11 protein-coding genes are annotated in these 12,816 nt (G+C 69.9%); 10 read left to right on the forward strand and 1 reads right to left on the reverse strand.

The features are described 5' to 3' along the window. The first annotated feature begins 131 nt into the window (after positions 1–131). From V2W30_RS27790 to V2W30_RS27835, 10 genes are all read left to right on the forward strand, one after another. Positions 132–956: an enhanced serine sensitivity protein SseB gene (locus V2W30_RS27790; protein WP_338700763.1), complete on the forward strand. Its 825-nt coding sequence runs from the start codon at positions 132–134 to the stop codon at positions 954–956. 118 nt (positions 957–1,074) lie between these two features. Further along, positions 1,075–1,872 carry an enhanced serine sensitivity protein SseB C-terminal domain-containing protein gene (locus V2W30_RS27795; RefSeq protein WP_338700765.1) on the forward strand — a complete coding sequence of 266 codons (798 nt, stop codon included), beginning with the start codon at positions 1,075–1,077 and terminating at the stop codon, positions 1,870–1,872. Positions 1,873–2,288: 416 nt separating this feature from the next. After that, the gene (locus V2W30_RS27800; RefSeq protein WP_338700767.1) at positions 2,289–3,287 is read left to right on the forward strand and encodes an ABC transporter permease; all 999 of its coding nucleotides are present in this window, start codon (positions 2,289–2,291) and stop codon (positions 3,285–3,287) included. 59 nt (positions 3,288–3,346) lie between these two features. After that, positions 3,347–5,101: an ABC transporter substrate-binding protein gene (locus V2W30_RS27805; RefSeq protein WP_425244607.1), complete on the forward strand. Its 1,755-nt coding sequence runs from the start codon at positions 3,347–3,349 to the stop codon at positions 5,099–5,101. A 72-nt stretch (positions 5,102–5,173) separates the two neighbouring features. Then, entirely contained in the window at positions 5,174–6,181 is a 1,008-nt protein-coding gene (locus V2W30_RS27810) for an ABC transporter permease (RefSeq protein ID WP_338700771.1), read from the forward strand. Then, positions 6,178–7,272 carry an ABC transporter ATP-binding protein gene (locus V2W30_RS27815; RefSeq protein WP_338700773.1) on the forward strand — a complete coding sequence of 365 codons (1,095 nt, stop codon included), beginning with the start codon at positions 6,178–6,180 and terminating at the stop codon, positions 7,270–7,272. Before V2W30_RS27810 ends, V2W30_RS27815 begins: the two co-directional genes overlap by 4 nt. Before the next feature lie 14 nt (positions 7,273–7,286). Further along, the gene (locus V2W30_RS27820) at positions 7,287–8,717 is read left to right on the forward strand and encodes a dipeptide ABC transporter ATP-binding protein (protein WP_425244704.1); all 1,431 of its coding nucleotides are present in this window, start codon (positions 7,287–7,289) and stop codon (positions 8,715–8,717) included. A gap of 163 nt (positions 8,718–8,880) precedes the next feature. Next, the gene (locus V2W30_RS27825) at positions 8,881–10,278 is read left to right on the forward strand and encodes a M1 family metallopeptidase (RefSeq protein ID WP_338700777.1); all 1,398 of its coding nucleotides are present in this window, start codon (positions 8,881–8,883) and stop codon (positions 10,276–10,278) included. Between the two features lie 28 nt (positions 10,279–10,306). After that, a complete protein-coding gene (locus V2W30_RS27830) occupies positions 10,307–10,978 on the forward strand; it encodes a trimeric intracellular cation channel family protein (RefSeq protein ID WP_338700778.1) in 672 nt (223 codons plus the stop codon). A 57-nt stretch (positions 10,979–11,035) separates the two neighbouring features. Beyond that, positions 11,036–11,932 carry a thioesterase family protein gene (locus V2W30_RS27835; RefSeq protein ID WP_338700780.1) on the forward strand — a complete coding sequence of 299 codons (897 nt, stop codon included), beginning with the start codon at positions 11,036–11,038 and terminating at the stop codon, positions 11,930–11,932. On the opposite strand, the gene V2W30_RS27840 is transcribed toward V2W30_RS27835, so the two are convergent. Next, the gene (locus tag V2W30_RS27840; protein WP_338703784.1) at positions 11,929–12,537 is read right to left on the reverse strand and encodes a TIGR03086 family metal-binding protein; all 609 of its coding nucleotides are present in this window, start codon (positions 12,535–12,537) and stop codon (positions 11,929–11,931) included. The genes V2W30_RS27835 and V2W30_RS27840 overlap by 4 nt on opposite strands. Positions 12,538–12,816: the final 279 nt, after the last annotated feature.

Raw genomic sequence — 12,816 nt, forward strand, 5'->3', positions numbered from 1 at the left:
CCGCCCGGCGGTGAGCTCACGCACCGGGCGCAACCGGACGGCTGCGCCCGGTGTCCCCCAGGGGGTACGCGTTATCGTCGGCCTCGCGCGGGAGCGGCCGCGCGAGGGCAGAGCAGAGGTTGAGAGCAGCTATGGAAGACCCAACGAACCCGGGCCTCCCGGGCCTGGCCGAGCAGGGGCACGGTCACGCCCCGAGCCACGAGGGCGCGCACGGCCACCCGTCGCAGGGCTGGCCCGCGAACGAGCTGGAGGAGGTCCTCGCCGCGGCGCTCGGCCGCCCCGAGGCCGGCGGCCGCATCGTCGAGGTCCTCGGCCGCAGCCCCGTCTGGATCCCGCTGCCCAAGGGCGGCAGCGCCGCCAACCGCGACCTCGACCTGCCCACGGTGGAGATCCAGGGCCAGGCATACGTGCCCGTCTTCAGCTCCGAGCAGCAGTTCATGCAGGTCACCGGCGGCCGGATGGACTGCGCCGTGGCACCGGCCGTCGAGTTCGCGCGCGGCCTGCCCGCCCAGGTCGGCATCGCCGTGAACCCGGACGGCACGATCGGCGTCCCGCTGCCGCCGCCCGCCGTGGCCCAGCTGGCCCGCGGCAACCGCACCCCGCTGGACGGCGCGTCCACCGGCGGCCGGGTCGTGCTCTCCGAGCCGGACTGGCAGGACGACCCCGTCGACTTCCTCTCGGCGGTGCGCGAGGAGTTCGCCGCGACCGGCGTCGTGCTGAGTGCCCGGCGCTGCCTGGCCGTCGTCGAGGACGCGGACCCGTCCCTGTTCGTCGGCGTGGAACTGGCCGGGTGGGAGGGCGGCGCGCGCGACCTGCCCCTGGACGCGCTCGGCCGCGCACTGGGCCGCGCGCCGGTCGGCTGGCCGGTGAACCTCGTCTTCCTCGACGTCACGCAGGACCCGGTCGCGGACTGGATGCGCGCACAGGTGCGTCCGTTCTACGTACGAGAAGCGTGACGCCGTCCGTCAAGTCGGTGTCAGGAACGCCGCTTAAGCTGGTTTCATGACCTGACCGGACGGCGCACCGCCCTCCGGTCACGGTGGGACACGGATGTTCACGAAGGGGCGGTTACGGGTGAGTGCGTCGGGCACGGCCGCGGCCGGACAGGTCGAGCACATGCTGCGCCAGGTGACCCCCGGGCGCTACGACGCCTATGAGGCGCTGCTTCAGGCCCTCGCCGACCCGACGGCCGGGCAGGTCTGGATGCTCCTCTGGCACGGCCAGGCGGGATCGCCCGACGCCCAGTACGGGAACATGGACGTGGACGGTTTCTCCTACGCCCCCTGCGTCACCTCCGCCCAGGAGCTCTCCGCGTCCGGCTGGTCGCGTGCGTACGAGGTGGTCAGCGGTGTCGACGCGGCCCGCACCCTCTACCCCGACCACTACGGCCTGTGGCTCAACCCGCACGCGCCCGGCGGCGGCGTCGGCATCCCCTGGCTCGACCTGCGGCGCATCGCCGGCGGCCTCGACCGGCAGCCCGCGGGGCCGCTGCGGCTGAGCGAGCCGACGATCGAGATCCCCCAGTTCTACGCGGTGCTGGCGCAGAACGCGCACCGCACCACCGCGATCCGCTCGCTGCGCCGCGCCTGGGTGCAGCCCGCGCTCGGTGCCCCGTACCTGGCGATCGGGCTCGACGTCTACGACACGTCTCCCGCTTCCGTGGACGCGGTGCGCGCGATGATGCAGCAGTCCGTGCCCGCGGTGCCGGACGGACTGCCCGTCTCGACCGTCGCGATGTCGGACGAGTACGACCCGGTCGCGATGTGGCTGCGCGCGCAGGCCCGGCCGTTCTACGACCGCGAGGCGCACGCGGCGCCGGCGGCCCCGGCGGGCGGCTACGGCTACCCGCCGCCGTACGGCGCCTCGTACTGAGCCCTCGTACCTCCTCGCACCGCCCCGCGTTCGGGGTCGACCTGACCGCTTTGTCCCCCGCTCAACTCCCGCTGCGCGGCGGCGATTTCAGGTAAGAGCCGTTTGGGGGAGAGAAGCGGCCCTCTGCACCGCAATGTCCGCTCTGCCGCCGGTTACCACCCAACTGCCCACTGTCCGCCCCCCGTTCACGGCCGTCCGGATAACGGATTCCCCCTGACCGCATCACGGTTAGGCATCCTTTCGCCGGGGGATCTGGCGACTGATCGCAGCCGCGATGAAGACTCCCCGCATGCAGGACCGTTCGGGTCCTTGTGCGAGGCGCTCTCCACGCGGTGCCCGCAACGCAGTTCGAGTACGAGGCCGCCACAGCGGCAAGTGCGGGCCGGTCACCCCCGGCCGGGAAGGGGCAGTCGCTCGTGACCGCACCGATCGAGACCACCCCAGCAGCGGCCGACGCACAGCCTGAGGCGGTGCTGGCCGGAGCCGGGGCAGCGCGCATCGAGGGCCGTTCGCTCGGCCGGATCGCCTGGAACCGCTTCAAGCGGGACAAGGTCGCGGTCGTCGGTGGCGTCGTCGTCATCCTCCTGGTGCTCATCGCCGTGCTGGCCCGCCCGCTCCAGCACCTCCTCGGCCTCGACCCGAACGAGTTCCACCAGGACCTCATCGACCCCAACACGTCGCTCCCCAAGGGCGGTTGGGGCGGCATGAGTGTCGATCACCCACTGGGCGTGGAGCCGAAGTTCGGCCGTGACATCCTCGCCCGCATCCTGGAAGGCTCCTGGGTCTCGCTCGTCGTGGCCTTCGGCGCCACCATCCTGTCGAACGTGATCGGCGCCATCCTGGGCGTCGTCGCCGGGTACTACGGCGGCCGCGTGGACACCGTCATCAGCCGCCTGATGGACACCTTCCTCGCGTTCCCGCTGCTGCTGTTCGCGATCTCCATCTCCGCGACGCTCCAGGGCGGTGCCTTCGGTCTCGACGGGCTGCCGCTGCACATCTGCGTACTGATCTTCGTCATCGGCTTCTTCAACTGGCCGTACCTGGGCCGGATCGTGCGCGGCCAGACGCTGGCGCTGCGCGAGCGAGAGTTCGTCGACGCCGCCCGCGGCATGGGCGCGCGCGGCCCGTACATCCTGTTCCGCGAGCTGCTGCCCAACCTGGTCGGGCCGATCATCGTCTACTCGACGCTGCTCATCCCGACGAACATCATTTTCGAGGCGTCGCTCAGCTTCCTCGGCGTCGGCATCCAGCCGCCGCAGGCGTCGTGGGGCGGAATGCTCAGCCAGGCCGTCAACTTCTTCCAGGTCGACCCGCAGTACATGATCGTCCCGGGCCTCGCCATCTTCGTCACCGTACTGGCGTTCAACCTGCTCGGTGACGGTCTCCGCGACGCTCTCGACCCGCGCAGCCGTTGACGCAGCCCGTGCTCAGAGGGCTCCACAAGTTTCCGACAATGGAGGGGAATTCGACCATCATGCGAAGGTCATCACTCGCCGCGGTAGCGGCCATAGGCAGCGTCAGCCTGCTGCTTGCCGGCTGCAGCAAGGCCGACGACGGCAACGACGACAGCAACACCAAGTCCGCCGGGGCGGACGCCGCCACGAAGAAGGTCGTCAACGCGTCGACCAAGAAGGGCGGCACGGTCACCTACGCGATGTCGGACGTCCCCGACTCGTTCGACCCGGGCAACACGTACTACGCGTACATGTACAACTTCAGCCGGCTCTACGCGCGCCCGCTGATGACGTTCAACCCCGCCCCGGGCGAGGAGGGCAACAAGCTGGTCCCCGACCTCGCGGCGGAGCCCGGCAAGTCCTCGGACGGCGGCAAGACCTGGACGTACAAGCTGCGTTCGGGCCTGGAGTACCAGGACGGCTCGAAGATCACGTCCAAGGACGTGAAGTACGCCGTCGAGCGCTCCAACTTCGCGCGTGACGTGCTGTCGCTCGGCCCGAACTACTTCCAGCAGTTCATGGAGGGCGGCGACAAGTACAAGGGCCCGTACAAGGACAAGAGCGACAAGGGCCTGGCCTCCATCGAGACGCCGGACGACAACACGATCGTCTTCCATCTCAACCGCGCCTTCCAGGAGTTCGACTACCTGGTGGCCACGCCGCAGACCGCGCCGGTGCCGAAGGCCAAGGACGACGGCATCGACTACGTCAAGCACATCGTCTCCTCCGGCTCGTACCAGTTCCAGAGCTACCAGGAGGGCAAGCAGGTCGTCCTGGTCCGCAACAAGAACTTCGACCCGAAGACGGACCCGCTGCGCAAGCAGTACCCGGACAAGATCGTCGTCAACCTGAAGGTCAACCAGTCGACGATCGACAAGGACCTCCAGTCCGGCGACACCCTGATCGACCTCCAGGGCAAGGGCGTCGAGGCGCAGACCCAGGCCCAGCTCGTCGGTGACCCGAAGAAGAAGGCGAACACCGACAACACCTACGGTGGCCGTCTCGTCTACGCGGCGATCAACACCAAGCTGAAGCCCTTCACCAACGTCGAGTGCCGCAAGGCCGTCGAGTACGCGGTGGACAAGGTCTCGGTCCAGACCGTCGAGGGCGGCGACATCCGCGGTGACATCGCCACCACGGTCCTGCCGCCGGACATCACCGGTTACGAGAAGGCCGACACGTACGCCACCTCCGGCAACAAGGGTGACGTCGCCAAGGCCAAGGACGCCCTGAAGGCCTGCGGCGAGAAGAAGATCAGCACCACGATCACCGCGCGCAGCGACCGTCAGGAAGAGGTCGACGCCGCGACCGCGATCATCGCGTCGCTCAAGAAGGTCGGCATCGACGCCAGCCTGAAGCAGTACCCCTCGGGCAAGTACTTCACCGACTACGCCGGTGTCCCGAAGTTCAACCAGAAGAACAAGGTCGGCATCATGATGATGCAGTGGGGTGCCGACTGGCCGTCCGGCTACGGCTTCCTCCAGCAGATCGTGAACAGCAAGGCGATCGGCCAGTCCGGCAACACCGCGCTCTCGGAGCTCGAGGACAAGCAGGTCGACAAGTGGCTGGACGAGGCCATCGCCTCGCCCGACGAGGCCACGCGCAACAAGCTCTACGCGCAGATCGACAAGCGGGTCATGGAGCAGGCGGCCCTCGTTCCGCTGACCTACTTCAAGGTGCTCCTGTACCGGTCGCCGTACGCCACCAACCTGGTGTCCACGGCCGCCTTCAGCGGTCAGTACGACTACCTCAACATCGGCACCACGAAGAAGTAGCGGACCCGGAAGGCAGGTGAAGGCATTGGTGCCCGCGGGCTCTTCGGCCCGCGGGCACCAGCGCCGGTCCCCGTGATCTCGTACATCATCCGCCGACTGATCGCGGCAGTGATCCTGCTGCTGGTCGTCACGGCGGTCACTTTTGCAATCTTCTTCCTGCTGCCACGGCTCGCCGGCCAGACCGCCGACCAGCTCGCGCAGCAGTACATCGGCAAGAGCCCCTCGGCCGCCGACATCGCGGCCGTCAAGCACAACCTGGGACTCGACCAGCCGGTCTACCTCCAGTACTGGCACTTCATCAAGGGGATCGTCTCCGGGGCCTCGTACCAGTTCGGCCCCACCACGCTGCACTGCGACGCGCCGTGCTTCGGCTACTCGTTCAAGAACCACATTCCTGTGTGGCCCGAACTCACCGACCGGCTGCCGACCACTGTGTCGCTCATCGTCGGCGCCGCGGTGCTCTGGCTGCTCTCCGGTGTGGCGGTCGGTGTGATCTCGGCGCTCAAGCCCGGATCCATCTTCGACCGTACGTTCATGGGTATCGCCCTCGCGGGCGTCTCGATGCCCATCTTCTTCACCGGTCAGCTGGCGCTGCTGCTCTTCACCTACCAGTGGCCGATCTTCGGCCGCACCTATGTCCCCTTCACCGAGAACCCGGCGCAGTGGGCCAACACGCTGTTCCCAGCGTGGTGTTCGCTCGCGCTGCTGTACTCCGCCATCTACGCCCGGCTCACCCGCTCGGGCATGCTGGAGACGATGAACGAGGACTTCATCCGCACCGCGCGCGCCAAGGGCCTGCCCGAGCGCACCGTGGTCGGACGGCACGGCCTGCGGGCCGCGCTGACCCCCATCATCACGGTCTTCGGCATGGACATCGGGCTGCTGTTCGGCGGTGCCGTGCTCACCGAGAAGGTCTTCTCGCTGCACGGCATCGGCGAGTACGCGGTGCAGGGCATCACCGACAACGACCTGCCGAAGGTGCTCGGCGTGACCCTGCTCGCCGCGTTCTTCGTCGTCCTGTGCAACCTTCTGGTGGACCTTCTCTACGCCGCCGCCGACCCGCGGGTGAGGCTCTCGTGACCGAACTGTCCAAAACCGGCGCGGCCGTCGGCGAGCCCGTGAGCAGCACGCCCGCGCCCACCTCGTTCCTCGAGGTGCGCGACCTGAAGGTGCACTTCCCGACCGACGACGGCCTCGTGAAGTCCGTCGACGGGCTGAGCTTCTCCCTGGAGAAGGGCGAGACGCTCTCCATCGTCGGCGAGTCCGGCTCCGGCAAGTCGGTCACGTCGCTGGCGATCATGGGCCTGCACCGGCTCGGCGCCCGCGGCAAGAACGTGCAGATGTCCGGTGAGATCTGGCTCGACGGCAAGGAACTGATCTCCGCCGCCCCGGACGACGTGCGCAGGCTGCGCGGCCGGGACATGGCGATGATCTTCCAGGATCCGCTGTCGGCGATGCACCCGTACTACACGATCGGCAACCAGATCGTGGAGGCGTACCGCATCCACAACGACGTCAGCAAGAAGGTCGCGCGCAGGCGCGCCGTCGAACTCCTGGACCGCGTCGGCATTCCCGAGCCCGCCAAGCGCGTCGACAGCTACCCGCACGAGTTCTCCGGCGGTATGCGCCAGCGCGCCATGATCGCGATGTCGCTGGCCAACAACCCGCAGCTGCTCATCGCGGACGAGCCGACCACCGCGCTCGACGTCACCGTGCAGGCGCAGATCCTCGACCTGATCCGGGACCTCCAGCAGGAGTTCGAGTCGGCGGTCGTCCTCATCACCCACGACCTGGGTGTGGTGGCCGAGATCGCCGACCAGGTGCTCGTCATGTACGGCGGCCGGTGCGTGGAGCGCGGGCCGGTGCACGAGGTCTTCGAGGTGCCCCAGCACCCGTACACCTGGGGTCTGCTGGGCTCGATGCCGCGCATCGACCGGCAGCAGACGGACCGGCTCGTGCCGGTCAAGGGCCAGCCGCCGAGCCTCATCAACGTGCCGTCCGGCTGCGCCTTCCACCCGCGCTGCCCGTACGCGGACGTTCCCAAGGGCGGGGTCACCCGCACCGAGCGCCCCGAACTGCGCCTCGCGGACGGCGGACACTACTCCGCCTGCCACCTCTCGCCCGAGGACCGCACGCGGATCTGGACCGAAGAGATTGCGCCGAAGCTGTGAGTGACACCGAGTCTGTGGACGAGAAGAAGACGGCCGACATCCCCGCCCAGGCGACCTCGCCCGAGGACCGGGACGTGCTGCTCGAGGTCAAGGGCCTCGTCAAGCACTTCCCGATCAAGAAGGGCGTGCTGCAGCGGACGGTTGCCGCGGTGAAGGCCGTCGACGGCATCGACTTCCAGGTCAGGCGCGGCGAGACGCTCGGCGTCGTCGGCGAGTCCGGCTGCGGCAAGTCGACGATGGGCCGGGTCATCACGCGGCTGCTCGAACCGACCGGCGGGTCGATCGAGTTCGAGGGCAAGGACATCACGCATCTGAAGTCCGGCGGCATGCGTCCGCTGCGCCGCGACATCCAGATGATCTTCCAGGACCCGTACGGCTCGCTGAACCCGCGCCACACCATCGGCTCGATCGTCTCGGCGCCGTTCCGGCTCCAGGGCGAGACGCCCGAGGGCGGCGTGAAGAAGGAGGTCCAGCGCCTCCTGGAGCTGGTCGGCCTGAACCCGGAGCACTTCAACCGCTACCCGCACGAGTTCTCCGGCGGTCAGCGCCAGCGCATCGGCATCGCCCGCGCGCTGGCCCTCAAGCCGAAGCTCGTGGTCGCGGACGAGCCGGTCTCGGCGCTCGACGTCTCCATCCAGGCGCAGGTCGTCAACCTCCTCGACGATCTCCAGGACGAGCTCGGTCTCACGTACGTGATCATCGCGCACGACCTCTCGGTCATCCGGCACGTCTCGGACCGGATCGCCGTGATGTACCTGGGCAAGATCGTGGAGCTCGCCGACCGCAACGACCTGTACGCGTCGCCGATGCACCCGTACACGAAGGCGCTGCTGTCCGCCGTCCCGGTCCCGGACCCCAAGCGGCGCGGTGCCAAGAGCGAGCGCATCCTGCTGCGCGGCGACGTCCCCTCGCCGATCTCCCCGCCCTCCGGCTGCCGTTTCCACACGCGCTGCTGGAAGGCGACGGACATCTGCGCGACCCAGGAGCCGCCGCTGCTCCAGCTCGCGTCCGGTCACCAGGTGGCCTGCCACCACCCGGAGAACGCGGCGGACCAGGCCCCCGAGGACACCAAGCTGCTCTCGGTGGCCAAGGAGGCGGCGATCGACGTGATCACGGTCCCGTCGACGCCGGAAGCGGTGGCGGAACCGGAAGCGGTGGCCGAGCCGGAAGCGGTGACCGAACCGGAAGCGGTGGTGGAACCGGAAGCGGTGGCTACGTCGGAGGCCCCGGCCGAGACGGCCGCTGAGCCCGAGGCCGCGTCCGAGCCGGAGGCGGCGGCTCAGCCGGAGCCGGCGTCGGAGCCGGAGTCGGCGTCGGAGTCGGAGTCGGATTCGGTGTCTTCGGAACCGGAGTCCGAGCCGGCCTCCGCGCCCGAGCCCGAGCCCGCCGGCGAGCCGGCCTCCGAGCCCGAGCCCGAGCCCGCTGCCGAGGCCGACAAGAAGTAGCGCGCACGCCGCACCGGGGCCCCGCCCCGGTGCGGCGTCGGCTCGACCGGCGGCTCGTGCGGCGGCCCAACATGACCCAGAAGGGTCATGTACACGCCGCGCCCCGAACGGCAGTGTCTCGGTGTCCGATACACCGGAACACGCTCGAAAGGGACGCACGCCCATGGCACTCTCCCGTTCGGCACGCCTGGCCGCCCTCACCGTCGCGGCCGCATCCTTCTGCCTGATCGCCGCCTCGCCCGCCCCCACCCCCGGCTCCGACGGCATCGGCGACCCGTACTTCCCGCAGCTCGGCAACGGCGGCTTCGACGCCCGCCACTACGCCCTCGACGTGGCGTACGACCCCGACACGGACCGCCTCGACGGCCGCACGACCCTCACCGCGCGTGCCACCCAGAACCTCTCCTCCTTCGACCTCGACCTCCAGAAGCTGACGGTCACGAAGATCGAGGTGAACGGCAGACGCGCCGGGTTCACGCGCACCGGCGACGAGATCGTCGTCACGCCCCGCACCGCGCTGCGCAAGGGCAACACCTTCACCGTCGCCGTCACCTACGGCGGCGTCCCCGAAGCGCTCAGCGGCCCCATCGTCTTCGGCTCCGACTACGGCTGGATGAAGACCCCCGACGGCGTCTTCGTCGCGTGCGAACCGAACGCCGCCTCCACCTGGTTCCCGTCCAGCGACCACCCCGCCGACAAGGCCACGTACGACATCAGGATCAAGGCGCCCAAGGGCCTGACCGGTGTCTCGAACGGCCGGCTCGTCGGCACGTACGACACCAAGGACGGCGCCTCGACCGTCCACCACTGGCGCGAGACGAAGCCCATGGCGACCTATCTCGCGACCGCGACCATCGGTACGTTCGACGTGAAGACCGGCACGACCCCGGGCGGCACGCCCATCTACGTGGCCATCGACCCGGTCCTCGCGGGCAGCAACAGCGTCGACGTGTACGCGGTGACCGCCGAGGCCACCGACTACTGGTCGCAGGTCTTCGGCCCGTACCCCTTCGAGGAGACGGGCGCGATCGTCGACGACATGCCGCAGGCCGGGTTCTCCCTGGAGACCCAGTCCAAGCCCATCTACTCCGCCGTCCGCTCCGAGTCGACGATCGTGCACGAGCTGGCCCACCAGTGGTTCGGCGACTCCGTCTCCGTCGAGCAGTGGAAGAACATCTGGCTCAACGAGGGCTTCGCCACCTACGCGCAGTGGCTGTGGTCCGAGCACAAGGGCGTCCGCTCCGCCCACGACTCGTTCCAGGCGGGCTACGACTCCCGCCCCGCCACGTCCACGTTCTGGCAGACGAAGATCGGTGACCCGCAGCGCGACACGATGTTCGTCTCCGCCGTCTACCAGCGCGGCGCGATGACGCTCCAGATGCTGCGCGAGCGCATCGGCGACAAGGCGTTCTTCAAACTGCTGCCGGACTGGACGCGCCTGAACCGCTACGGCAACGCGAACACGGACGACTTCATCGCCCTCGCCGAGCGGGTCTCCGGGCAGCAGCTCGACGATCTCTTCGACACCTGGCTGTTCACCACGGGCAAGCCGAGTCTGTAGCCGCCTGCCCGGCAGGTAAGAATGTCGGGTGCTTGAGGAACTCTTCACCCCCTCCGTCCAGCATTGGCTCGACCTCATCGGGATCTTCGTCTTCGCGATCTCCGGTGCCCTGATGGCGGTCCGCAAGAACTGGGACGTCTTCGGCATCGCCGCGCTCGCCGAGGCCACCGCGCTGGGCGGAGGGCTGTTCCGCGACCTGGTCATCGGCGCGGTGCCGCCCGCCGCGTTCACCGACCTCGGCTACTTCATCACCCCGCTGTTCGCCGCCGCCCTCGTCTTCTTCCTGCACCCCGAGGTCGAGCGCACCCAGACGGCCGTGAACATCTTCGACGCGGCGGGCCTCGGCCTGTTCTGCGTCACCGGCACGACGAAGGCGTACGACTACGGCCTCGGCCTCACCGCATCGGCGGCCCTCGGCCTCGCCACGGCCGTCGGCGGCGGTGTGGCGCGCGACATCATCGCCAACGAGGTGCCGTCGCTCGTCCGCTGGGACCGCGACCTCTACGCCGTCCCGGCCATGGTCGGCGCCGCGATCGTCGTCCTGTGCATCCGCTTCGACGCCCTGACCGGCGTCACCAGCGGCATCGCGGTCGTCGTCGCCTTCGTCCTGCGGCTCCTCGCGATGCGCTACCACTGGCGCGCCCCGCGCGCCTGGAACCGCAGGTCGACGGCGGTCGAGGTGACGGAGGAGACGCCGTAGCCGTTGCGTTGCCTACAAAAGCTACCGCTTAGTAGTTAGCTGTTGTACGTTTCCGGTATGGCAGACGCAGTATCCACGCAGGACCGTGCGGCGACGACGGTGACGAAGACGGCGACCATCGGCGACAGCGAGTTCGACCGCGACACCGCCGTCACCCGGCGCGCGGGCGAGCCCGGGGTCTACGACATCGACCTCTCCGCCGGCTGGACGATCATCAACGCCGTCAACGGCGGCTACCTCCTCGCCGTGCTCGGCCGCGCCCTCGCCGACGCCCTTCCGCACTCCGACCCGTTCACGGTCTCCGCGCACTACCTGACGGCGTCCGCGCCGGGCCCCGCCGTGATCCGCACGGACGTGGTCCGCTCCGGCCGCACCCTCTCCACCGGCCAGGCCTCGCTGTTCCAGTACGCCGAGGACGGCACCGAGGTCGAGCGGATCCGCGTCCTCGCCTCGTACGGGGACCTGGACGCGCTCCCCGACGACGTGCGCACCAGCGCGCAGGCCCCGGCCATCCCGCCGATCGACCAGTGCTTCGGCGCGGGCGACGCGCCCGAGGGGGCGCCCCCGGTGCCCGGCAGCAGCGCGATCACCGACCGGCTCGCGCTCAAGCTCGACCCCTCGACGCTCGGCTGGGCGCTCGGCGCCCCGTCCGGCAAGGGCGAGATGCGGGCCTGGTTCGGCCTCGCCGACGGCCGGGACGCGGACCCGTTGTCGCTGCTGCTCGCCGTGGACGCGCTGCCGCCCACGGCGTTCGAGATGGGCCTCAAGGGCTGGGTGCCGACGGTCGAGCTGACCGTCCACGTGCGCTGCCGCCCCGCGCCCGGCCCGCTCCGCGTGGCCATCACGACGCGGAACCTGGCCGGCGGCTTCCTGGAGGAGGACGCCGAGGTCTGGGACACCCAGGACCGTCTCGTCGCCCAGTCCCGCCAGCTGGCCCGCGTCCGGCTCGGCTAGTTCTTCTCGCCGAGGGGGCTGCGGCCCAGCCAGGCCGCCAACTCCCCGTAGGTGTCCGCCCGCTCGGGCGCGGCGACGGTCGCGCCGAACGGTACGTCGGGGCCGCGCCGCTCGGCCGGGAGCACCGTGCGGGCCACGCCGAGCGCGAAGCCGGCGAGCTCCGGGTCCAGGGTGCCGGGACGGCCGAGCGCCTCCCACAGGTCCCAGGTGTGGGTGACCGTCTCCATCACGTACCCGGCGAGCGCCGCCCGCCCCGGCACGTTGCCCCAGGGGACGGCGACCTCGGCGTCCAGGCGGGCGTCGTCCCGCCAGGCCCTGAGCGCGGCCGCGCGGGCGTCCTCGTACGCGACCGCGAGCGCCTCGTCGGCGACCGTGTCGGCGAACGGGGCCACGGCGAGCCCGTCGCCGCCCTCCCCGACGACCGCGATCCGCCGCGTGACCCCGACGAGGTGCGAGATCAGCCGCCGAACGTCGAACTCCCTACAGGGCGTGGGGTCGGTGAAGCGGGCCGGCCGTGCCGCGGCGACGAGCCGGGTCGCCTGGGCGGTGGCCCGGTCGAAGAGGGGGCGTGGGTCGGGACCGCGCTCTCCGGTCCGGGTCGAGATCTTGCTGTCGGTGTCGGTGTCGGTGTCGGTGTCGGTGTCGGTGTGGGTGTGGGTGTCGGTGTCGGTCGTGGTCACGGGGGCTCCCTGGGGTCTCGGTGGCTGTGCCACGCCCCGCACTGTGCCGCGATTTCCTGACACCTTCCGTCAGCATTGCCTGCCGCATGACCGGCCGCGTGCGTCGGCGTTACTTGTCGCATGACGGGCCGCGTACATCGGCATCACCAGCCGCAGAGTCGGCCGCATGCGTCGGCGTTAGCGGCCCGTCTGCGGCACGCTGGC

The organism is Streptomyces sp. Q6 (assembly GCF_036967205.1).
GTDB lineage: Bacteria > Actinomycetota > Actinomycetes > Streptomycetales > Streptomycetaceae > Streptomyces > Streptomyces citrinus.

Bases quoted from the DNA above. Each gene is read 5' to 3' on its own strand.
- V2W30_RS27790 (WP_338700763.1), top strand. From the start codon at position 132: ATGGAAGACCCAACGAACCCGGGCCTCCCGGGCCTGGCCGAGCAGGGG.
- V2W30_RS27805 (WP_425244607.1), top strand. From the start codon at position 3,347: ATGCGAAGGTCATCACTCGCCGCGGTAGCGGCCATAGGCAGCGTCAGC.
- V2W30_RS27825 (WP_338700777.1), top strand. From the start codon at position 8,881: ATGGCACTCTCCCGTTCGGCACGCCTGGCCGCCCTCACCGTCGCGGCC.
- V2W30_RS27835 (WP_338700780.1), top strand. From the start codon at position 11,036: ATGGCAGACGCAGTATCCACGCAGGACCGTGCGGCGACGACGGTGACG.